The sequence below is a fragment of the Streptomyces pristinaespiralis genome, from assembly GCF_001278075.1.
Taxonomy (GTDB): Bacteria; Actinomycetota; Actinomycetes; order Streptomycetales; family Streptomycetaceae; genus Streptomyces; species Streptomyces pristinaespiralis.
Map to the genome: position 1 here is coordinate 5,630,314 of NZ_CP011340.1, position 22,377 is coordinate 5,652,690.

The 22,377-nt window shown below is 73.7% G+C and carries 14 protein-coding genes; 5 read left to right on the top strand and 9 right to left on the bottom strand.

Going from position 1 to position 22,377, the window contains the following annotated elements; all coding sequences use genetic code 11:
• Positions 1-269 precede the first annotated feature (269 nt).
• The 4 genes from SPRI_RS24010 to SPRI_RS24025 all read left to right on the top strand — a co-directional run bounded on the left by SPRI_RS24010 (position 270) and on the right by SPRI_RS24025 (position 4,733).
• Complete coding sequence (locus SPRI_RS24010; protein ID WP_053557286.1) at positions 270-1,682, top strand: Cys-Gln thioester bond-forming surface protein; 1,413 nt, start codon at positions 270-272, stop codon at positions 1,680-1,682.
• A gap of 281 nt (positions 1,683-1,963) precedes the next feature.
• The gene (gene ettA, locus SPRI_RS24015) at positions 1,964-3,628 is read left to right on the top strand and encodes an energy-dependent translational throttle protein EttA (protein WP_053557287.1); all 1,665 of its coding nucleotides are present in this window, start codon (positions 1,964-1,966) and stop codon (positions 3,626-3,628) included.
• An 8-nt stretch (positions 3,629-3,636) separates the two neighbouring features.
• Positions 3,637-4,068, top strand: coding sequence for an acyl-CoA thioesterase (locus SPRI_RS24020; protein ID WP_053557288.1), 432 nt, complete (start codon positions 3,637-3,639; stop codon positions 4,066-4,068).
• Positions 4,069-4,076: 8 nt separating this feature from the next.
• Positions 4,077-4,733 carry a hypothetical protein gene (locus SPRI_RS24025; protein ID WP_053557289.1) on the top strand — a complete coding sequence of 219 codons (657 nt, stop codon included), beginning with the start codon at positions 4,077-4,079 and terminating at the stop codon, positions 4,731-4,733.
• 70 nt (positions 4,734-4,803) lie between these two features.
• Here SPRI_RS24025 and SPRI_RS24030 read toward each other — a convergent pair whose 3' ends face one another.
• From SPRI_RS24030 to SPRI_RS24045, 4 genes are all read right to left on the bottom strand, one after another.
• The gene (locus SPRI_RS24030) at positions 4,804-5,754 is read right to left on the bottom strand and encodes an ABC transporter ATP-binding protein (RefSeq protein ID WP_053557290.1); all 951 of its coding nucleotides are present in this window, start codon (positions 5,752-5,754) and stop codon (positions 4,804-4,806) included.
• The gene (locus tag SPRI_RS24035) at positions 5,751-8,555 is read right to left on the bottom strand and encodes an FtsX-like permease family protein (RefSeq protein WP_053557291.1); all 2,805 of its coding nucleotides are present in this window, start codon (positions 8,553-8,555) and stop codon (positions 5,751-5,753) included. The genes SPRI_RS24030 and SPRI_RS24035 overlap by 4 nt, the downstream gene beginning before the upstream one ends.
• The gene (locus tag SPRI_RS24040; RefSeq protein WP_053557292.1) at positions 8,555-11,929 is read right to left on the bottom strand and encodes an ABC transporter permease; all 3,375 of its coding nucleotides are present in this window, start codon (positions 11,927-11,929) and stop codon (positions 8,555-8,557) included. The genes SPRI_RS24035 and SPRI_RS24040 overlap by 1 nt, the downstream gene beginning before the upstream one ends.
• Before the next feature lie 230 nt (positions 11,930-12,159).
• Positions 12,160-12,573, bottom strand: a complete 414-nt coding sequence (locus tag SPRI_RS24045) for a globin (RefSeq protein ID WP_053557293.1) — start codon at positions 12,571-12,573, stop codon at positions 12,160-12,162.
• 109 nt (positions 12,574-12,682) lie between these two features.
• On the opposite strand from SPRI_RS24045, the gene SPRI_RS24050 reads away from it, so the two are divergent.
• Positions 12,683-13,669: a methyltransferase domain-containing protein gene (locus tag SPRI_RS24050; protein ID WP_053557294.1), complete on the top strand. Its 987-nt coding sequence runs from the start codon at positions 12,683-12,685 to the stop codon at positions 13,667-13,669.
• A 149-nt stretch (positions 13,670-13,818) separates the two neighbouring features.
• Here SPRI_RS24050 and SPRI_RS24055 read toward each other — a convergent pair whose 3' ends face one another.
• The 5 genes from SPRI_RS24055 to SPRI_RS24075 all read right to left on the bottom strand — a co-directional run bounded on the left by SPRI_RS24055 (position 13,819) and on the right by SPRI_RS24075 (position 22,365).
• A complete protein-coding gene (locus SPRI_RS24055; RefSeq protein WP_053557295.1) occupies positions 13,819-15,171 on the bottom strand; it encodes an FHA domain-containing protein in 1,353 nt (450 codons plus the stop codon).
• Positions 15,172-15,231: 60 nt separating this feature from the next.
• Positions 15,232-16,590, bottom strand: coding sequence for a vWA domain-containing protein (locus SPRI_RS24060; RefSeq protein ID WP_053557296.1), 1,359 nt, complete (start codon positions 16,588-16,590; stop codon positions 15,232-15,234).
• Positions 16,591-16,771: 181 nt separating this feature from the next.
• Positions 16,772-18,421 carry a PP2C family serine/threonine-protein phosphatase gene (locus tag SPRI_RS24065; RefSeq protein ID WP_053557297.1) on the bottom strand — a complete coding sequence of 550 codons (1,650 nt, stop codon included), beginning with the start codon at positions 18,419-18,421 and terminating at the stop codon, positions 16,772-16,774.
• Between the two features lie 3 nt (positions 18,422-18,424).
• Positions 18,425-21,025: a serine/threonine-protein kinase gene (locus SPRI_RS24070; protein ID WP_053557298.1), complete on the bottom strand. Its 2,601-nt coding sequence runs from the start codon at positions 21,023-21,025 to the stop codon at positions 18,425-18,427.
• Positions 21,022-22,365: a coiled-coil domain-containing protein gene (locus SPRI_RS24075; protein ID WP_053557299.1), complete on the bottom strand. Its 1,344-nt coding sequence runs from the start codon at positions 22,363-22,365 to the stop codon at positions 21,022-21,024. Before SPRI_RS24075 ends, SPRI_RS24070 begins: the two co-directional genes overlap by 4 nt.
• Positions 22,366-22,377 lie beyond the last annotated feature (12 nt).

A 22,377-nucleotide genomic window follows, 5' to 3' on the forward strand; every position in this document is an offset into this window, starting at 1 on the left:
TGAGGAAAGACGGTTTCATCGCACCGGCAGGGCGGGTGGGCGGAAAAGGGCGATCAGGGGGTGAACTCGCCGACGGTGGTAACGATTTCGAGTCGGAATGGTTATCTGACGGCATGACCGGGCATCGCGCTGCGCGCCGTCCATAGGATTCCCGGGTACTCACGGGGCACTTGAGTCTGCTGGCGAGACACTCCCCCCACGCGTCGCACGCCTCTCGCGCGTCGCACGCGAAAAGGTCTCGCCCGGAGGGGAATTCTGCTGTGTTTGCTGTGTTCTCTACGTCTGCCGTACGCAGGCGGCGCGCCGCTCGCCGTCTGGCCGCCGCGGCGGTGGTGTCCGGCCTGATGGCCGCCGGATCCATCGCCGGCGCCGGCACGGCGGCCGCCGACGATGCCGTCCAGCATCAGGGCGGTGCGGTCGCCACGCTCGACGGGCTGCAGACGTACGACCAGGCGGTGCTGCACACCAACGGCAAGGACCAGGAGATCCTCGCGGGTCTCTTCGAGATGACGGTCGACGGCGGCGGACAGCTGCAGACGTACTGCATCGACATCCACAACCCGACCCAGGACCAGGCCAAGTACCTGGAGACCCCCTGGAACCAGACCTCGCTCGGCGCCAACGAGAACGCAGGCAAGATCCGCTGGATCCTGCAGCACTCGTTCCCCCAGGTCAACGACCTGGCGGCGCTGGCCGACAGCGCCGGACTCGACGGGCAGCTGACGGACAGGACCGCCGCCGCCGGCACCCAGGTCGCCATCTGGCGGTTCTCGGACGGCGCGGACGTCACGGCGGCCGACCCGCAGGCGGAGAAGCTCGCCGACTGGCTTCAGGAGTCCGCGGCGAACGTCGAGGAGCCCAAGGCCTCGCTGAGCCTCGAGCCGAACGCGGTCTCCGGCAAGCCGGGCAGCCGGCTCGGCCCGGTGACGGTGCGCACCGACGCCGGCCAGGTCGCCGTGGCGGCCCCGGCCGACGCGGCCTCCAGCGGCATCAAGATCACCGACGAGGCCGGTAAGCCGGTGACCTCCGCCGTCGACGGCAGCAAGCTGTTCTTCGACGTCCCCGAGGACGCCGCGGACGGCACGGCCACGCTGAGCGTCCAGGCGAGCATGTCGGTGCCGGTGGGACGGGCCTTCGCCAGCGCCACCAAGAGCCAGACGCAGATCCTGGCGGGATCCAGCCGGTCCACCGTCTCGGCGCAGGCCGCCGCGACCTGGGCGAAGGCGGGGGCGATCCCGTCCCTGTCGGCGAAGAAGAACTGCGCCAAGGGGGGCGTGGACATCACGGCCGGCAACAAGGGTGACGCCCCGTTCACCTTCTCGCTGGCCGGCTTCGAGCACACGATCAAGGCCGGGGAGTCCCGGACGGTGACGGTGCCGGTGGGCGAGGACCAGGCCTACGACTTCACGATCACCGGGCCCGGCGGGTTCGAGAAGAACTTCAAGGGCGTGCTCGACTGCAAGACCGCGAGCGCCCCTGCCCAGCCCGGCACCGAGACCCCGTCGTCCCAGCCCAGCCCCGCGTCGGCGGGCGGCACCTCCGCGGGACTCGAGGGCGGCCTCGCCGCGACGGGCGGCTCCAGCGCCACGCCGATGATCGCGGGTATCGCGATCGTGCTGGTGCTCGCCGGCGGCGGCGCGGTCTTCTTCCTCCGTAAGAAGAAGTCGGCCGGCGCGGAGTGACCGGATCGCCGCGGCCCGTGACACGGCGCGGGGGAAACTGAGGGAGGGGCCCGGCACGGGGACGTGCCGGGCCCCTCCTGCCGGTTCTCGCGCCCTCCGGCCGGCGTGCCCTGGATGTCCGGTTCGCGGCCCTGCCCGTCCGGGGGCGGCCCGGCGCTCCTGCCCGGCCCGCCCGCCCCGGGCCCGGCACACGCAGGCGTATGGACGCGGTTTCCGTCCGGGGGGCGCCGTACGGCAAGATGGGTGTATCTGCCCATCCACTTCCTGCCGGACGGTTTCTCTTGGCTGAGTACATCTACACGATGCGCAAGACGCGCAAGGCGCACGGCGACAAGGTCATCCTCGATGACGTGACGCTGAGCTTCCTGCCCGGTGCGAAGATCGGTGTGGTCGGCCCCAACGGCGCCGGTAAGTCCACGGTGCTGAAGATCATGGCCGGTCTGGAGCAGCCCTCCAACGGCGATGCCTTCCTCTCCCCCGGCTACAGCGTCGGCATCCTCATGCAGGAGCCGAAGCTGGACGAGTCGAAGACGGTCCTGGAGAACGTCCAGGACGGCGCCGCGGAAATCATGGGCAAGCTCAAGCGCTTCAACGAGGTCGCCGAGCTCATGGCGACCGACTACACGGACGCGCTCATGGAGGAGATGGGCAAGCTCCAGGAGGACCTGGACCACGCGAACGCGTGGGACCTGGACGCCCAGCTGGAGCAGGCCATGGACGCCCTGGGCTGCCCGCCCGGCGACTGGCCCGTGGTCAACCTCTCCGGTGGTGAGAAGCGCCGCGTCGCACTGTGCAAGCTGCTGATCGAGGCCCCCGACCTGCTGCTCCTCGACGAGCCCACCAACCACCTCGACGCCGAGTCGGTGAACTGGCTCGAGCAGCACCTGTCGAAGTACGCGGGCGCCGTCGTCGCCGTCACTCACGACCGGTACTTCCTGAACAACGTCGCCGAGTGGATCCTCGAGCTCGACCGCGGCCGTGCGCTGCCCTACGAGGGCAACTACTCCACGTACCTCGACAAGAAGGCCGCCCGCCTCAAGGTCGAGGGCCGCAAGGACGAGAAGCGCGCCAAGCGGCTGAAGGAAGAGCTCGAGTGGGTCCGGTCCAACGCCAAGGGCCGGCAGAGCAAGTCCAAGGCCCGTCTCGCCCGCTACGAGGAGATGGCCGCCGAGGCGGACAAGATGCGGAAGCTGGACTTCGAGGAGATCCAGATCCCGCCGGGCCCGCGTCTGGGCTCCGTCGTCGTGGAGGTCGAGAACCTCTCGAAGTCCTTCGGTGACAAGGTCCTCGTCGACGACCTGTCCTTCACGCTGCCGCGCAACGGCATCGTCGGCATCATCGGTCCGAACGGCGCCGGCAAGACCACGCTGTTCAAGATGATCCAGGGCCTGGAGCAGCCGGACTCCGGCACGATCAAGATCGGTGACACGGTCAAGATCTCCTACGTCGACCAGACCCGCGCCAACATCGACCCCAAGAAGACCCTCTGGGCGGTCGTGTCGGACGAGCTGGACTACATCAACGTCGGCCAGGTCGAGATGCCGTCCCGCGCCTACGTGAGCGCCTTCGGCTTCAAGGGCCCGGACCAGCAGAAGCCGGCCGGTGTCCTCTCCGGTGGTGAGCGCAACCGCCTCAACCTGGCGCTGACGCTCAAGGAGGGCGGCAACCTGCTGCTCCTCGACGAGCCCACCAACGACCTCGACGTCGAGACGCTCTCGTCCCTCGAGAACGCTCTGCTCGAGTTCCCCGGCGCGGCCGTGGTCATCTCCCACGACCGCTGGTTCCTCGACCGGGTCGCCACGCACATCCTGGCGTACGAGGGCAACTCCAAGTGGTACTGGTTCGAGGGCAACTTCGAGTCGTACGAGAAGAACAAGGTCGACCGTCTCGGCCCGGACGCGGCACGCCCGCACCGCGCCACCTACAAGAAGCTCACCCGGGGCTGATGCGGCGTATGGCCCGTCACATCTACCGCTGCCCCTTGCGCTGGTCGGACATGGACGCCTTCGGGCACGTCAACAACGTCGTCTTCCTGCGGTATCTGGAAGAGGCGCGGATCGACTTCATGTTCCGGCTGGCGCCGGGGGACGGTTCGCCCTCCTTCTCCGGCGGCTCGGTGGTCGCACGGCACGAGATCGACTACGTGCGTCCGCTGGTCCACCGGCACGAGCCGGTGATCATCGAGTCGTGGGTGACGAAGATCAGCGCCGCCTCCCTGACCATCGCCTACGAGGTCAAGGAGGAGGACGATCCGTCGACGGTCTATGTGCGGGCCTCGACGGTCGTCGTGCCGTTCAACCTCGAGTCGCAGCGGCCGCGCCGGATCAGCGCGGAGGAGAAATCCTTCCTCGAGAAGTACCTCGACAAGGCCGCCCTCGCCGCATGAGCGTTCCCATGTCCGTGCCCGTGCAGAGTCTGCGACTCGCCGACGTGAGGGAGGCGGAGGACCTCTCCGCCTTCCTCGGCCGGCTGATCCACTACGACCGCGCCGCCGCGGTCAGGCTGCAGGCCGGCCGCGGGGCGCTCGCGGTGTTCGGGCGTCCGCCGTCCTTCGAGGTGCTCGCCATCCGTACGGCACGGCTCGCGGAGTCCGTCGAGCTGGACGTCACCGTCTCCGCGGGGGAGCTGCTGGAGTCGCTGGAGGGCGCGGAGTTCGCCGTGCCCGCGGCGGTCACCGGCCCTCCGTGGGCCGGTGTGCTTCCGCCGCGCGGCGGCTGGCGGGAACTGCCCGGGCTGCCGGACGTCTCCGCGATGCGGGCAGCCGTGGGAGCGGCCGTGGCCGAGTTCCGCCGGCGTGACGAGGAGCTGCCGGCCGAGCGGCGCACCCGTGCGGAACGGGATCGCATCGGCCGCGAGATCTGGTCGCGCACGGTCGGCGCGACGGACCTGCCCCTGCGCGCCGTGCACGCCGCGCAGTCGCTCGGTTTCCTGCGCCCCGGCATGCCCGTGGCGCTGCTGGCCGCGGGGACGTGGCTGAGACTGCGTACGCCCTTCGGGTCCATCGCGCTGCGCACCAACGGCGTGGGCGGCCTGACGGTCACCCCCGCGTAGCTCAGCGCGCAGGCCACCTGCCGCCGGTGGAGGAACCGCCGAGGTGGCCACGCCGCTGCCGCCCCCCGCGTCAGCGTTCCGACGCGTCGTCCGGCCAGATCCCGATGTGGTCCTGTTCGAGCTCCAGCATCACGCGGTGCTCCATGCCCAGCGCCGCCGTGTAGTCGGCCGGCAGCTGAAGGCGCCCCGCCCGGTCCAGCATCGCGTACTCGCGTGCCACCACCGACTCCTGCCCCTCCGCGTCGATCTCGGTGCGCCTCAGCACCTCCGACGACGTGCGGCCGTCGCGGATGGCGACCGTGCGGCGGACCTCGCCCGCGACGGCCTGGTCGTGGGTGACGATCACGATCGTCGTGCCCAGCTCCTCGTTGGCCCGGCGGAACGCCGCGAAGACCTGCTCACCGGTCGCCGAGTCCAGCTCACCGGTCGGCTCGTCGGCGAGCAGCACCGCGGGCGAGTTGGCGAGGGCGACGGCGATCGCGGTGCGCTGCTGCTGCCCGCCGGACATCTGGTGGGGGCGCCGGTCGCGACAGTCGTCGACGCCGAGCATCGAGAGCAGTTCCTGTACGCGCTCCGCCTTCCGCTTCTTGCCGCCACCGCCGCCGCGCAACTGCATCGGCAGGGCCACGTTCTGGGCGGCGGTCAGGTACGGCAGCAGGTTGCGGGCGGTCTGCTGCCACACGAAGCCGACGACCTCACGGCGGTAGCGCAGCCGCGCCTTCGCGTCCATGGCGAGCAGGTCGCACCCGGCGACCCGGGCCGCGCCGGCGGACGGCACGTCCAGCCCGGCGAGGATGTTCATCAGGGTCGACTTCCCGCTGCCCGACGCGCCGACGAGGGCCATCAACTCGCCCTCCTTGACCAGCAGGTCGAGTCCTTGCAGCGCCTGGACCTCCACCCCGTCCGAGGCGAAGATCCGCACCAGCCGGTCGCAGCTGATCAGCGCGTCGTGCCCGTACGAGGGCCGGTCGCGATGGGCAGCGGCGCGTTCCTCCAGCTGCTCCAGGGTGGTGTCGGTCATCGCGTGTCTCCTGCCCTGAGTTCGGTGATCGATCCGCGGCGCCCCGCCCACCACGCCTGGACAGCGGCCACCGTCCCCGCCAGCACGACCACGGCGGCCGCGGGCAGCGCCAGCGACCACGGGTCGGCCCGCAGGGACGCGCTGTCCAGGGGCGCGGAGCCGGGCGCGGCCGCCAGCGCGAGCCGCACCAGGTCCACTCCGGGCGCGAGGAGCCGGATCGTGGCCCAGCCGACGAGGATGCCGCCGACCGCGGCCAGCAGTGCCTGGGGGAGTGCTTCGAGGCCGAGCAGCTGCCGGCCCTGACGGGTGGTGAGGCCCATGGTGCGCAGCCGGGCCAGCAGGGTGGCGCGTTCCGGTGCGGCCTGCATGAGCGAGAGCAGCAGCGCCAGCACGGCGTAGCCGGCCCCGGCGGCGATGGCGGCCGCGTAGATCCGTTCGGCGCCGGACTGGAGCGGCGAGTCGGTGAAGGCCGCCCGCGCCTCGTCGCGCAGCCGCACGGTGAGGTCGTCGTCCATGCCGTGGACGGCCGCGCGCAGTGCCTTGCCGTCGATACCGGCGCCCGTGGCCAGCAGCGCTGTCGGCGCGCGGTGGGTGAGCCGTGAGCCGTCGACGACGAGGAACTCGGCGGACGACACGGCGGGGGTCCGGGACCGCACGGCGCTGACCTTGACGTCGAACGGGCCGGCTGTCGAGTTGATCCGGTGGGTCCCCGTGCCGAGCTGCGTCGCGACGCCGGGCGAGGCGACGGCGTGCAGAACGGGCCGCCCCGAAGCGTCCCCCGAGGGCGGCGAGGTCCTGAGCGCGTCCGCCGGGAAGGCGCCCAGCTCGGCGTGCCGGGTGAGGCGCGCGTACGCGCCGGGGTCGGCGCCGACGAGGGAGACGGGCAGCGGGTCGGACCGTTCGGCCTGGTTCCGGGCGGGCAGGTTCAGCGCGTGCTCGATCTGCACGGCGGTCACCTCCCGTACGCCGGGCACGTCCCGCACGGCCCGCTCCGCCCCCTTCGGGAGCGCCACCGTGTCGCCGGGGCCGGCGACGCGCGCGTCCGCGCCCGTCGCCAGCAGCGCCGCCCGGTCCCGCGCGTCCGCGACGCCCGCGAGGACAGAGCCGCCGAACGCGGCCGTGGTCAGCGCGACCAGCAGGGCCAGCAGCGGCAGTGCGCCGGCGGCCGAGGAGCGGCCGGTACGGGCGAGCGAGAGGAATCCGACGGCGCCGCGCAGCCGGCCGGCGGGACGGGCGGCCCAGCGCAGCGGCAGCGGATAGAGCCGTACGAGGACGAGCGCGGCGATCAGGCCGACGAGCACGGGCGCGGCGCTGACGAGGTGGTCTGCGCCGTCGGATGTGCCGCGCCGCCGCAGCGCGACGACCGCGCCGACGGCCAGGACCAGCAGGGTGAGTTCGGCGACCGTGCGGCGCCTGGAGGGCCGGGCGAGCACCACGTCGTCGCGCTCCCCGGGCACACGTGGCCTGCGGTGCTGCGTCACCGCGCGCACCGGCAGCGCGGCGCAGGCCATGACCGCCACGGCTGCCGCCCCGATCACTGCGGGCATGGGTCTCGCGTCGTCGACGACGAGGACCGCGAGGAGGAGACCCGCGGCCGCGGTGGGCAGGGCGACGACGGCGGTCTCGGCGAGCAGCCTGCCGCCGATGCCGCGCAGCGAACCGCCGCGGGAGCGCAGCAGGGCCAGTTCGGCCCGGCGCCGCGCGGCGAACAGCCCGCCCGTCATCGCCACCACGACGGCGGCGACGGTGCCGATCCCGAAGGCGGCCACGGCGACGACCGGAGTGATGGCGTCCCGCATCGTGGTGTAGGAGGCGAGGATGCCGTCCATGTCCGTGGTGAGCAGGGCGTTCTCGTCGACGGCGCTCTTGATCCCGAGCAGCCCGGGGCCGCCTTCGAGGGAGGCGATCCGGTCGGTGAGGGCGGGCACGTCCTGGGTGGTGAGGTGGCCGGTGAGCGGGGCGAAGCGCCAGTACGGCTGGGGCTCGCCCAGGGTGCCCAGCAGCGCCGGGGCAGCGTCGGGGGCGATCAGCAGGGAGGCGTTCCAGTACACCAGCGGTGGGCTGGTCCCGGGCGCGACGAGCAGTCCGGGGGCGCGCAGACGCGGGTCGGCGGACCAGTAACTGCCGTGCGGATCTCCCGGGTCCACGATGCCGGTGATCCGTACCGTCAGTGCCGTGTCCCCGGGAGCGCCCAGGTGCAGCACGGAGCCGGTCTCGATGCGCAGGGTCTTCGCGGTCTCCGCGGTGACCGCCGCCTCCAGTTCGTCGGTGGCGGACGTGGTCCGTCCGTCCGTCCTCGGCAGCCTGCCCTCACGCACCTTGGAGTGCGTCTCGAGCCCGCTCTGCGCCACGAGGGAGAACTGCGGCGACGCGCCCTGGGGGCGCGGCAGCCAACGGTCCCTGCCCTCCAGGGGCTTGGCGGTCTCCACGCCGTACGCCGACTGCGCGGTGTCCACGCGCAGCGGCTTCGGCAGCAGTTCGGTGATGGCCCGGTGGGCGCCGGCGAGGCGCTCGGGGAGCAGCGACTTCTCCCGGGCGGGTTCGGGCATTCCGAGCGGCGGCTGCGGTGCGCTCACCTCCAGCACGCTGCGGGACGGCTGGGCGTCGCTCAGGTCGTGCCGCAGGCCGTGGTTCTCGTACGAGTCGACGGCACGGGGGAACGCGGCCGCGAGGAACGCCGTGAGCAGGACGAGCACACCGAACGCGAGGGCGGCACCCGGCGCCGTGCGCAGCCGGGTCCTGACCCACGGGGCCACCGTGCGTCGGGCGTGGCCCTCGGGCCTGCTGGAGCGCGGATTCATCAGTTGTCCCCCCTGTGGCGCAGAGTCACCGCGGGGTCCGCGCGACGCAGGGCGATGACGGCGACGATCAGAAGCGGCAGTGCGGCGACCCCCGCGAGGAGCAGACCCACCTGGCTCACGGGCAGTTCGATCAGCACATGCGGGACGGGCTTGGTGGCCTGCCCCGTCAGGACGATCAGCGGCACGACGGCCCGGGTCAGTACGGCACCCAGCCCGATGCCCACCAGCAGCGCGATGGCGATCAGCAGGGTCTGCTCCGCCGCGACCAGCCGGGCGAGCTGGCGGCGCGGTGCCCCGAGGGCCCGTAGTACGGCGAGCTCGGCGGATCGTTCCCGCAGCGAACCGGCCGCGCTGACGGCGAAGCCCACCGCGGCGAGCGCCGCCGCGGCCAGTGCCACCGCCATCAAGGCGGAGCGTGGCCCGGCGCCGAGCGGGTCGCCGAGGAGTTCCTCCGCGGCCTCGTCGCGTACGAGCACCTGGGCGGGGTCGGCGGCGGGGCGGCCGCGCAGGGCCTCGGCGACCTCGTCGGCCTTGCCCGGCTCGGTGCTCAGCCACCACTCGGTGGGCGTGAGCGACGAACCTCCCCTGGCGGCGATCGCCGTGTTGATCGCGGGCAGGTCCAGCAGCAGGGCTCCACCGTCGGTGTCCTGCTGGTCGGTGGCGGCTGCTTCGCCGTCCGCGGCCACGGTCGCGGCGGCGGCGCCGGGTCCGGTCGTGGGCAGGCCCCGCACCGTCCCGGCGATCTTCACGCGCAGCGACTCGCCCGACAGCATCACATCGATGACGTCGCCGCGCCCGGCCCCGGACGCCCGCAGGAACTCGTCCGTCGCGACGGCCGCGATCTGCCGGGGCCCGGCCGGCCGCACGGCGGTGACGAGGACGCTGAACTCGGAGCGGACGGGCCGGCCCCACGAGTCGACCGCTCCCGGGTCCGGTCCGATGCCGTAGCCGAGGGTCAGCGGGTGGGAACCGGAGGCGGCGGGGCGCAGCGGCCGGGGGGTCCCGGGCTCGCCTGCCTGGATCTCGGTGTAACCGCCCTCCCAGCGCGGTCCCTGACTCACCGTGACATCGCGGGAGGTCCCGTCGGCGTCTGTGGTGCGCAGCCGCTCGATGCTCAGGCGGTGCGTCGTCCTCGGGCCGTCCGGGATCGCGCCGTCGAGCCGCAGCCCGGTCAGGGCCAGCGGGCCGGCGGGGGCGGTGTGTGCTCCGGAGGACGACTCGTCGAGGTCGACGGTCACCTGACGGACGCGGCCGTCGGCGGCCACCCTGCCGACGGGCATGCGGTAGGAGAGGCCGTAGCGGTCCTCGACGATGACGGTGACCTGCGGCGACAGCCGCGAGGGCGGCGCACCGGCGAGGGCCTCCTCTTCCGCGATCCGCAGGTCGAGGGTGAGCCGGCGGGCGTCGTCGGGCAGCAGCACACCGGGACGGGCCCGCTCGGCGGCGGTGGCCGTGCCGAGCAGTGAGCCGGGCGGCTCGTCCGCGAGATCGTCCCGCAGCAGCAGGTGTTCGTCGGCGCGGGCGGTGTCGATTGCGAGCACGGTCGCGGTCCGGTTGCCGGAGAGCCCCAGGGGAGCGCGGTGGGCGGGAGCGGCCTCGCGCACGCCGGGCAGGGACGCGTACAGGCCGACGTCTCCCGGCCGGCCCGCCCCGCTGTCCGTGACCCGCACCGACGCGCCGGCCCTGAAGTCGGCCTGGTCGCTCTGCGACCGGTCCCACGACGCGCTCTGACCGATCGCCAGCATGCCCATCGCCACGGCGAGCACCAGCAGCAGCACCGGTCCGGCGCCGCGCAGCGGCCGGCGGCTGAACTGCCAGCCCGCGAGGGCCGCGGGCAGACCGCGGCCGCCGGCGGCGCGGCGTTCGGCGAGCCGGGCCGCGGGCGGCAGCAGACGCAGCGTCAGGACGGTGCCGGCCAGCAGGGCAAGGGCGGGCGCGGCGACCAGGAGGGGGTCGATGCCCAGGTCGCCCTCACGGTCACCGCTGATCGCCCCGCCGCCGGAGGAACCGGTCTGCCGGTCCAGCTGCCAGTAGGCGACCGCCGCGACGGCCAGCAGTCCCACGTCCGCACCGGCCCTGACCGGAGCCGGCAGCGTGCCGCCGCGGCCCCGTCGCAGCCGCAGCGCGCCGGAGGTCGCGGCCAGCGCGGGTGCCACGACGGCTGCCGCGCAGCACACCGCGACCCCGGCGGCCACCAGCCACACCTGCACCGTCGGCGCCTCGCCGAGCCGCAGTCCGCTCCTGGCGAGTGTGGAGTGCTCGGCCAGCAGACGGGTCAACGGCCCCGACAGCAGAGGCGCGCAGAGCGCCGCCGGGAGGGCGAGCAGCAGGGCCTCGACGGCGGCGAGCGAGATGATGCGCCGGCGTGACGCCCCGCGGGCGCGCAGCAGGTCGGTCTCGCCGGTCCGCTCCGAACTGAGCAGCCGGGCCACCAGCAGCAGCGCGTACGCGGCGAGCAGCACCAGCTGCACGGCGACGATCATCAGGGTGGAGCGGGCGACCAGCAGGGCCCGTTCACTCTGGGCCAGCACGGTCGGCAGGGAGGTGTGCACCGTCGCACCGGACCTGAACGCCGGGTCCTGGGCCAGCGATCGGGGGCCGCTCGTCGCCGTGGCACGCAACGCGCCGATGCGGTCGGTCGTGACGCCGCGGAAGTCGGCGGTGGCCAGCCACGCCGCGTCTCCCGCGGCGACACGGTCGGAGGCGAGGACCGTGGGGTGTGCCATGAGCGGGCCGTACGTGGTGAAGACGAGCGACCGCACGCCGCGCCCACCGAGGCTGTCGAGCTGCCAGTACGGGTCGTTGCCGTCCGCGGGCCGGTAGAGACCGGTCAGCCGGACGGTGATCGGCTTCTCGGAGAGCCGGTCGGTGAGAGTGAGGCGTGCGCCGGGCTCCAGGCCCAGCTGCTTCGCGGCGGACTCCGGCAGCGCGACCGGTACGACGCCTGCGTCGGCGGGGCCCGGGCGGGTCCCGGACACGATCGTGACCCGGGTCTCGTCGAGAGCGGCGAAGTGCGTGAGGTCGGGCTCGCCCTTCCGTGCCTCCGGGGCCTGGAGGGAGCGTGGGAGGGCGTACGTCCCCGAGCGTTCGAGCCTGTGCACCGTCACGGGCAGCCCGTCGAAGGACCGCTCGGCCCCTCGGACGACGGCTTCCTCCGCCGCGTCGCGGCGCTCCGGGGGGATCTTGGCGGAGACGGTCAGTGCCGCGGCGGCCGCGTCCCGTCCGCCCAGGGTCTGCCGCAGCGCGGCGTCCCCGACGGAACCGGAGAACGCGGCGAGCGAGGCGAGCACACAGGTGGTGAGCAGGACGGCCAGGAGTGCCGCGGCAAGCAGCAGCCGGTGCGCCCTGACACGCAGTAGTACGAACCCCGTCACCCGTCCCCCACCCCGCAGCGGTTTCTGTCGGCGCCCCCGACGCCCACGTCCATGGATGCTTTCAGAGCACACGGGGCGGTGGAAACCGCTTGCGGTACGACCTTCACCTGATCGTGACCGTTATCCGGCGACGGAGTCCCGGATTCCGTTCGGGTGTCGCGGCGCCGGCGTGCCTCGGGGCCGGCCGGACGCGGGAGGACCGGGCGCGGTGGGGGCGCCGGGAGAGCGGATCAGTCCGGGGTGTTCACCATCGAGGCGGCGGCGTACGTCAGGTAGTCCCACAACTGCCGCTCGTGCTCCTCGGAGAGGCCGAGCTCGTCCAGTGCCGTGCGCATGTGCTTGAGCCAGGCGTCGTGGGCCGCCCTGTCGACCGTGAACGGCACATGGCGCATCCGGAGCCGCGGGTGGCCGCGGTTGTCGCTGTAGGTGCGCGGTCCGCCCCAGTACTGGATCAGGAAGAGCGTCAGCCGCTCCTCGGCCGGTCCGAGGTCCTCCTCCGGGTACATCGGCCGCAGCAGCGGATCCTCGGCGACGCCCTCGTAGAAGCGGTGCACGAGGCGCCGGAAGGTGTCCTCGCCGCCGACCTGCTCGTAGAAGGTCTGCTCCTGAAGCGTTCCGCGCCGAATCTCATTCACGCCCCCCATGCTCTCAGACCGACCGGCCCAGGGCCGAGGCCCTTGAGACCCCTGAGACTCCGCCCGGCCACCGGCACGGACGCTCGCCTCATGCCCATCCGCACAGCACAGTGAACATATGGGTCAAAGCGGTGATCGATTCGCCGAGGCCGCCACGGCGGCGCGACGGACGATGGTGCGCGAGATCGTGGCCGGCGGCGGGCTGACCGATCCGGCCTGGCGGGCGGCGTTCGAAGAGGTGCCGCGGCATCTGTTCGTGCCGTACTACTTCACGCCCCGGGCCGGAGCCTGGGAACGTCTGTGGCGCGAGGACCCCGACCCCGTCCGGCGCGCCCGCTGGCTGGGTGGCGCATACACGGACGAGCCGCTGGCCACCCGCCTGCGCGACGGCGAGCTGCTGTCGTCGAGCAGCCAGCCCTCCCTCATGGCCCTGATGCTCGACGCGCTCGAGGTCACGGAAGGGAACCGGGTGCTCGAGATCGGGGCGGGCACCGGCTACAACGCCGCGCTGCTGGCGCACCGGCTCGGCGACGCCGCCGTGACGACGATGGACCTCGAGCCGGAGGTCACGGAGTCCGCCCGCGCACACCTGGCGGCTGCCGGGTACCGGCCTGCGGTGGTCACCGGCGACGGCGCCCGCGGCTGCCCGGAGCGTGCGCCCTTCGACCGCGTCATCGCCACCTGCACCCTGGCGTCGGTGCCCTACGCCTGGCCCGCCCAGTGCTGCGACGGCGCACGGATCGTGGCGCCGCTGTCCACCGGCATCGTCGTCCTGCGGGTCCGCCACGACGCCGCCGGCCGCACGGCGGAGGGCCGCTTCCTGCGTACATCGGCGTACTTCGTGCCGCTGCGCGGGGCGGCCGTGCCCGAGGAACCGAGGACCGGCGCACTGTCCGGGAGCGCGGTCGAGAACGACCTGTTCCGCTTCATGCTGAGCCTGACCGCGGGAAGCCTCGACCCGGAAGAGGCGCTCGCCCTGTGGTACGGCGAGCACCGCCCGGAGCGCAGCCGTTTCGGGGTCACGGTCGGCGCCGGCCGGCAGTGGGCGTGGCTGGACGATCCCGAGGGGCCCTACGTCTGGCCCCTCGGGCCGTCCGGCGACTGACCGGGCCGCGACCGATCTCTGTGCCGCGGCCGAGCACTCGCGCCGCGGGCGATTCCCGTCCGCGGTTGAACGTGCGCGCCCGCCGCCACGTACCTACCGCTGTCGGCAGGATCGCCGTCCGGCGCGGTGAGGTTCCCCGGCGGGGTCGCTCAGCCGCGGCGGACGGTGATCGTCGTCCAGGCGCCGACGTGCACCCGGTCGCCGTCGTTCAACGGGATCGGGACGTACGGCTGGATCGGGTCCTCCGCGCCGTTGAGCGTGGTGCCGTTGGTCGAGTTCTGGTCGACGACCGCCCACGACCCGTCCGGCTGCTGCACCAGCACCGCGTGCTGGTGCGAGACACCCGGGTCCTCCGGAGGCACCGAGAGGTCGATGTCCGGCGACTCACCCGTCGACTGCCTGCGGCGGCCGATGGTGACCTGGCCCCCGGTGAGCGGCAGGTGCTGCTCGGGGGAGTAGGCGGGCAGATTGAGACCCGTGGCCTCCGGGCCGCTGCGCTGCATCATCGCCATGAAGTACTCGCGGTCCGGGCCGACCACGGCCGTCCAGCCCACAGGGGCGGCGTGCTGCTGCGGAGGCTGCTGCTGACCCGGGTGCATGCCCTGCATGCCGGGTCCCTGCTGGTGCTGCGGCGGCATCGACTGCTGCGGGAACGGCGGCGGAGCCTGATGTCCCTGCTGACCCTGATGTCCCTGCGGCCCTTGCGGGCCCTGGGGCCCCGGCGGAGGCGGGGGCGACTGGGTCCGGCCGGGCGGCGGCAGCATCCAGTCGTCGCCACCACCGGGCTGCTGGTGCTGCGGAGGCGCGGGCGGACCGGGCTGCTGGTGCTGCGGCGGTGCGGGCGGGCCCGACTGCTGCTGCTGGAAGGCGGGAGGTGCGGGCGGACCGGGCTGCTGCTGGAAGGCAGGCGGCACGGGCGGCCCGGACTGCTGCTGGAAGGGCGACGGCGGGGGCGGCGGACCACCCTGCGGCTGGAAGGCCCCCGGCTGCTGCTGCTGGTGCTGCGGCGGTTGCTGCTGGTGGTGGCCGGGGGACTCCTGGCCCAGCGGCTCGGCCGGCCGGTTCATCTGCGAGGGCCGCGAGCCCTGGTACTCGAACGGATCACGCTGCTGCTGCGGGGGCGGCGGCGGGGGGCCGTGCTGAGCCGGCGGCCCGGGCGGGCCCGGCTGCGACTGGAAACCGGGCGGGAGGTTCAGCCCGCCTTGTTGCTGCTGCGGCGGGGGTGCCACGGGCGTGTACGACGTCGCCGTGTGCGTGAGGAAGTTGTAGCGGCACTCCTCACAGAACGGCGCCATGGCCTCGCGCGGGGTGCGGCACTGCGGGCAGAGCTCGGCCTGGGCCGTGGCGTTCGGATCGGCCGGGCCGGGATAGCCGTAGCCGGGCGGCGGCGGTGGAGGCGGCGGTACGGCACCCGCGGGAGCACCGGGAGGAGCCATGCGGTGGCCGCAGACCTCGCACCAGTCGTCGGAACCCGACTGGTGTCCGTTCGGGCAGGTCGGCATGTCGGCGCGTCCCCCTCTCCTCATCCGGCCCGAGGGCCGTTCACTCGTGTTCGTACGTGCTTACTTCTTGACGCGGACCGTCTTGGTGGAGCGCGTTTCGAGTGTCATCTCGTCCGCGTCCGCGACCTTCGCCTTCAGTCGCACAGTACCTGTCGCCGCATCGACGACGTCCACCACCTTGGAAAGCAGCTTCGCGGTGTCCTCGTTCCCGGAATGCGCCGCGAGCTGCACCGCGCGGCCCAGTTTCGCGGTCGCACCGCCGAAATCCCCGGCCTTGCGGGCCTCGAGTCCCTGCTGGATGACCTGCGCCAGTTCCGCCTGGCCCGTGTAGTGCGCCACCTGTGGATTGATCGAGGTCGACGCCACCATGTCGTCCGTCCAGACCGCCCGTACGAGCCCGTGCGACAGCACGGTGGGAGCCCCGCCGTCGGCCGCCGGGACGACCAGGGAGACCCGCGTCGCCAGCATCTCCTGGCCGATCGCGGCCTCCGGCACCTGCACACAGACGTGGTAGTCACGGGACTCGTCGCCCCATGATCCGGTCGGATAGTCGCCCGCGCGCGGACCGGCCTCCGTGCGCCGCCCGGTGAGGTCCTCCACGGTCGGCGCGACCTGCTTGACGAACTTGATCTCCACGCCGACCGGGGTCCAGAGCCGCAGCGCCACGTCCGCGACCTCCTTGCCCATGGCGTTCTCCATCATGCTGGTGAAGTCCGCGGCCAGGCCGCCGGGGTCGGCGACGATGTCGGCCGTGCCGAGCAGCGCCGACGCGATGCCGGTGACCTCCTTGACCTCCCAGTCCGTGCCGACGCCGCGGGCGTCACAGGTGAAGCGGCCCGCGCAGGCGTCCAGGGCGGCCCGGAGGTCCTCGGGCGACTCGTGCTCGTTGCGTCCGTCGGTGAGCAGGATGCCGTGGCGTATCGCCACGTCGGACGAGGACAGCAGCCGGTCGGCCAGCCGCAGCCAGGTGCCGATGGCCGTGCCGCCGCCGGCCGCGAGAATCCGCAGCGCGTCCTTGGCCTGTGCGCGGGTGGCCGGATCGGCGACGGCCAGCCGGCCGCCGCCCGGATAGACCTCGTGCGCCTTGTGCGTACCGGCGACCACCGCGAAGGCGACGCCGTCGCGCAGCGTGTCGACGGCGGCGGCCGTCGCCTCCCGCGCGTTGCGCAGCTTCGTGGCCGGGTAGTCCATGGAGCCCGAGCAGTCGACCATGATCACGACACCGGCGGCGGGCGCCTGGTCCGGCACGGCGGCAGCGGAGGCGGACGCTCCCCGGAGCGGGGCGCCCCCGGTGGTGCCGCCCCCGGTCGAGGTGACCGTGACGATCGCGTTGACCTCGCGGCCGCCCTCGGGAAGGTATTCGTTCTGGTACACGTCCACCGAGAACTGCGGCACCTGGGACTTGGAGAAAACAGCCATCTGATCGGCTCCTTGTGGGCTCCGCGCGGCGCTCCGCCCGGCTGCGGCGGAGCGGCAGCACGGACGGCGGGTCGGTCGAAGGCGGCAGGGACAACGGACGGTTGCGAGGTCGGGGCCGCCGCCGGACGGCGGAGGGCCGGTCGCGGCCGCCGGCGGGAGCGGCGGCCGCGAAGGGGTCGTATCAGGCCATGTCCTGAGCCGATCCTGCCCCTGGACGCGGAACGGCGAACGGCAGGACCGCCACTGTTACGTTGTCGTGGCCGCCGCCGTCGAGAGCGTGACCGACGAGCATCCGGGCGCTGTGCAGCGGACGTTCCGCCGCGTCCACGGGGACGGCGCGGGCCATCTCCTCCGCGCCCTCCGCGTAGTTCCACAGGCCGTCCGTGCAGACCACGACCACGCCGGAACGGTCCGGCTTGAACGCGGCGGTGTGCGGCTCGAGTTCGTAGGCGTCGGCGCCGAGCCAGCCCGTGATCGCGTGGGCGCGCTCGTCCGCGTAGGCCTCGGCCTCGTTCATCAGCCCGGCCGCCACCATCTGCGCCGCCCAGGAGTCGTCCTCGGTGAGCCGGGCAGGCGGTCCCGAACGGTCGTCGGGGACCCAGTAGGCGCGGCTGTCACCGACCCAGCCGACGACCAGCAGACCGCCGGCGGCCACGGCCCCCACGATCGTGCAGGCGGGCGCGTTCTGGTGACGGTGCTCCTCACCGGGGGTGTGGTCGGGCTGCCCGGCGAGGGAGTTGACCGCCTCGGCGGCCGCCACGATCGCCTCGTGCATGGCCTGCTGCGGGTGCGTGCCCCGGGGCAGTGCCGCCAGCAGCCGCTCGTTGGCGGCGCAGGCCGCGGCGGCCGACGCCTCGTCGGGGCGGGTCGCGGAAGAGACACCGTCGCAGACGACCGCGACGACGGCCGGTGAGCCGTCGGGCAGGGCGGTGGCGGAGACGGCGAACGAGTCCTCGTTGCGGTGGTGCCGCAGACCCCGGTCGCTGACCGCGGCGACCGGTCCGATCTCCTGCTCCATGTGGTCGCGTTCGCGTGGCTGGGCGTGGCCGCAGTTCTCGCAGTAGCCGTCGGTGTCGACCCGGCCGGCCCGGCACGCGACGCAGAGCTTGGCACCGGACGGCGCGGCCGCCGCCGGCGGCGCGGGAGCTGCCGGGGGTGCGGGGGCCGCCGGAGGTGCGGCCGGCTCCCGGGGGTCGGGCGCGGCGCCCGGAGCGGGCGCGGCGAGCTCGAAGTCGCCGGACGGCGGGGTGTCGAACCGCACCGCGGACGCGGGGCGCCCGGCTTCGGCGACCGGGTCCGCGGCGCCCGCGCCGGGCGCGGCCGCCCCGTGGCCGTAGGCGTCCTGGCCGGCGGTCCCGCTGCCGGGACGCTCATGGCCGTGCCCCCCGGCGCCCGCGCCGGGTTCGGCGGGTTCGGTGGGGGCAGCGGGGGAGCCGGGCTCGCCGGCGGCCGTGCCGTGCGAGGGCTGCGACGGTACGGGGGCAACCGGCGCGGCCGCGCCCGGTGAGCCGGCACCGCCTGAGCCCGCACCCGGCACGACGGCCGCGGGGCCGCCGATCGTGCCCGCCGACGGCAGTTCGCCGCCGTCGGAGTCGGTGCCCGGCACGTCCGCGGCGCGCTGCGTCGGCGTCGGGGTGCCCATCGTGTCGGTGCCGGTGGCCGCCGGCCATTCGACGGGCGTGCCGATGGCCACGGTGGGGCGGTCCTGCGGCACGGCGGGCACGGCCGACAGGTCGTAGCCGCACGCCCCGCAGAACCGGTCACCCGGCTCCAGAGGTTCGTCGCAGCCGGGGCAGGTCGATCCGGCAGCCGGCCGGTGCTTCTGCGCCATCAATCACACCCACGTCCGGGGGCGGTAGCGGTTCGCCCGCTCCACCAGCTCTATCCGCTCCTCGCCGCGCTGGGCGAGCCGGGCGAGCACCCGGTAGGAGCGTTCCAGCCCGAAGCGCAGACCGCGTTCGTCCAGCGTGCTGCCGAGCAGTGCGCTCGGTGCGTGCGGAACGGACGGCCCGCTTCCGGGACTTCCGGAGAGTACCCAGTCCAGCGCCGTGCCGAGTACCTCTGTGGACAACAGCTCGCGCCGCACGGCGTCCAGACCGAAGCCCGCGAGGGCGGCGACCTGCGAGGCAGCCGCCGACAGGTCGTCCAGCAGCGGCTCGTGCACGGCGCGCCGCCGGAGTCTCGCCCGTACGGCGGCCACCCGTGCGGCGGTGTAGTGGATCGATGCCTCCGGCACCGACTCCAGCGTCCGTACGGCTCCGATGCGGTCGCCCGCGGCGAGTTGGACCCTGGCCAGGCCGAACGCCGCGCTCACATGGCTCGGGTCGGTCGTCCAGACGAGGCGGTAGTACTCCGCCGCGTTGTCCAACTGGCCGAGGACCTCGGCGCACAGGCCGAGGGCCAGCTTGGGCGCGGGCTCGCCGGGGAACGCGTCGTAGACCGCGTCGAAGGACAGGGCCGCGGCCTGGTGGTCGCCGGTCACCAGGGAGGTGACACCCCGGTACCAGACCACCCGCCAGTCGTCCGGCTGTTGCTGCTCCATCGTGGCGAGCGCCGTCGTCGCGGCCGTCAGGTCGCCCATCTCCAGACGGGCGCGCAGTTCACGCAGCCGCGTCTCCGGCGAACCGGCCGCCGCTGTGTGCAGCGCGGCGATCAGTTCGGCGGGGGCGGAGGTCATCAGCCCGGCCAGGAAACCCGCGTTGGGGTCGTTCGGGTCGACGCGCGGCACCGGCAGCGCCAGCGACGCCGCCCCGGTGTCGAGCACGGCGAGATGCGGGGCCGTGCCCGTGCCCGCAGGCGCGGTGCCAGGCAGCACTCCGCCGGGCGCACGCGGGCCGGGAACCGCCGCGTACGGGGCGGCGGCGTACCCGCCGGGGCCCGCGGCGGTCGGCAGTGGGGCGGGGGCCTGCGCCGCACGCGCCGCGGCCCGTCTGCCGCGCTTCGCGTCCCGCGCGCCCAGCCGGGACACGTCCTCGGTCTGCTCCGCGAACAGCTCGGTGTCCGTCACCCGCAGTTCCGGGCCGAACAGCGTCGACACGGCCGGGCGGGGGCGGCCCGTCTGCAACGCGACGACCTCCCTGAGCACCCCCGTCAGCTGTTCGGCCATCTCCTGGGCGGAGGCGAACCGCCGCCCCGGGTCGGGGTCGGTGGCCCGCACCAGCAGCCGGTAGAAGGACTCGTAGGTCCGGAAGACCTCGATGTTCTCCGGGTCCGGCAGGCAGTCCACGAACACGTTCGTGTAGCCCTGGAAGTCGAAGGTCAGCACGGCCAGCGTCCGCGCCACCGTGTACAGGTCGGAGGCCACCGAGGGGCCGACCTCCGCGACCTCCGGCGCCTGGTAGCCGACGGTGCCGTAGATGGCGGACTCGTCGTCGTCCATCCTGCGGACCGCGCCCATGTCGATCAGCTTGAGCTGGTCCTGCTGCTGGATGGCGTTGTCGACCTTGAAGTCGCAGTACAGAAGGTTTCTGCTGTGCAGATGGCCGAGCGCCTCCAGCGCCTCGATGCCGTACGCGCACGCCTGCTCCACCGGCAGCGGGTCGCGCCGGCCGTCCGGGCCGCGCCGCTCGTTGGCGAGCTCCTTGAGGGACTTGCCCCCGACGTACTCCATGACGATGTAGCCGTCGAGGGAGCCGGTGCGCTGATCGAGGTGCTCGACGAAGTTGTAGATCCGGACGATGTTGGAGTGCTCGATCTCGGCGAGGAACCGCCGCTCGGAGATCGCGGCCGCCATGGCGTCCTGGTCGCCGGTGTCGAGCAGGCCCTTGAGCACCACCCACCGGTCCGACACGGCCCGGTCCACGGCCAGGTACACCCAGCCGAGACCCCCGTGCGCGAGGCAGCCCACGACCTCGTACTGGCCGTGCACGATGTCGCCGCCGGTCAGCTTCGGCACGAACGAGTACGGGTGGCCGCACTTGGTGCAGAAGCCCTCGGTGCGTCCCGGCCGGTCGCCACGGGCGCGCCCCACGGGCGCACCGCAGTCGGAGCGCGAGCAGAACCGCTTGCGCTCCGGCACCTCAGGGTTCGCCATGACGGCGGCGCGCGGATCGGGGCGCGGGACGTCCGGCACGGACACCAGCCCCGCGCCCAGCCGGTTGCGCGCGGACGAGGCCGCCGACGCGCCGGAGCTGCGGACGGAGACGGACCGGGCGGAGGACTGCCCGGTCAGGGAACGCGACAGCCGTCCCGAGACCGACCGGCGTGACGACGACGAGCGCGAGGAGGCACGGGAGGAACGGGAACTGCCGCGCGCCGACGAGGAGCCCCGGCCGCCACCGCCGCCACCGGCGATGCCGGTGGCGGGCGAGGACACCATGCCGGTGGGCGACACGACCGGGGCCAGCCCGCAGGTGTCGCAGTACAGCTCGCCGTCGCCCATGTCCTCGTACGAGCCCGGGCAACCGGGGCGCTGGCAGTTGTCGTTCCCGCTCATGAATCCCCCCTGCGGTCGGTGGGCCCCGACTCCGGTCCGTCGTGCCGCTGCGCCAAGGCCTCCGCCGCCGCCTGCTGGTAGCGCAGAACCGCCTGCTCCGCGGCGCGCAGATCGCACGGCGCGCTCCACAGCATGCGGCGCGCCGCGTCGTAACGCTCGATGAGCACAGGGTCCTCGGCCGAGCCCTGGCGTGCGACCTTCGCCTTGTACGCGTCGAGACGGCCGCGCAGCTCGGCCCGGACCGCGAGCGGCGCCGTGACAGCGGTCAACGACTCGCGGGCCCGCATCAGTTCCTCATCCGCCTCGCGCTCCAGCGACTCGAGCAGCGGCGACAGCCGGCTCCACCGGGCGTGCCTGCGGTGCTCGGCCGCCGTGGCGAGGCGTTCCTGGAGCGCGGTCGGCGGGCCGCTGACCGCGGGCACCTCGGACGCCGCGATCTTCGCCAGGACCTCGCCCCTTGCCGCCCGCGCCTCGGCCAGCGTCCGGTCGGCACGGGAGAGCACGTCGCGCAGCCGCATCAGCCGCTCCTCCGAGTCCTGACGGACCTGGAGCACCGCCTCGATCTCACGGCGCACGTCCTCCAGGGCGCGCGCCGCCCGGTCGTAACGGTCGGTGTCGGGCCGGCCGCCGCCGGGTGCCGCGCTGCCCGGCCCGGGCCGCCAGAAGGCGAGCGGGTCGGACACCACCTGGGCGCGCAGGGTGGACAGCTCCTCGGTGATGGACTCCAGCTCGTCGCCGGAGGGGTGCTCCCCGGGCCGCACGCCGACGGAGTGCGCGAGCGAACGGGTGCGCCGCAGCTCGGCGGAGAGCAGGTCGATGCGGGCCGGCAGCGCCGACCACACCGCGTCGGCCGTCACCACCACGTTCAGTGAGGCCGCGTAGAGGTCGTTCATCCTCGCGACGAGCTCCTCGAGGGTGAACTGCTCGGACAGCCTGGCCGGTCCGGTGATCCCAGGGGAGGTGTGGGCTGCCTGGCTCGCCACGGTGACGCTGCGCCCGCGAAGCCGCTCGGTCAGTTCCGCCAGGTCCTCGCGACTGGACCAGCGTCTGCGGGCACGGAGCTCACGGATGCCGTTCAGCGCGGCGGTGTAGGCGTCGAAGTAGCCCCAGAGCAGGGTGATCTGCTGCTCCGCGGTCGCCCAGCGGTCCTTGGTGACACCCGTCAGCTCCGCGCCTTCGAGCAGCCTGCGGCCCGCGTGGTCCTGAAGCGCGAGCAGCGAGGTCTCCACCGCCTCGTGCTCGGCGCCGAGCCGTGCCAGCGCACGGTCCACCTCGTCCCGGTCCATCACCGGCCCGTGCGGTCGCCCCGCAGGGCCGGGGAAGGGTTCCGCGACGCCCATCGATCACCTCTC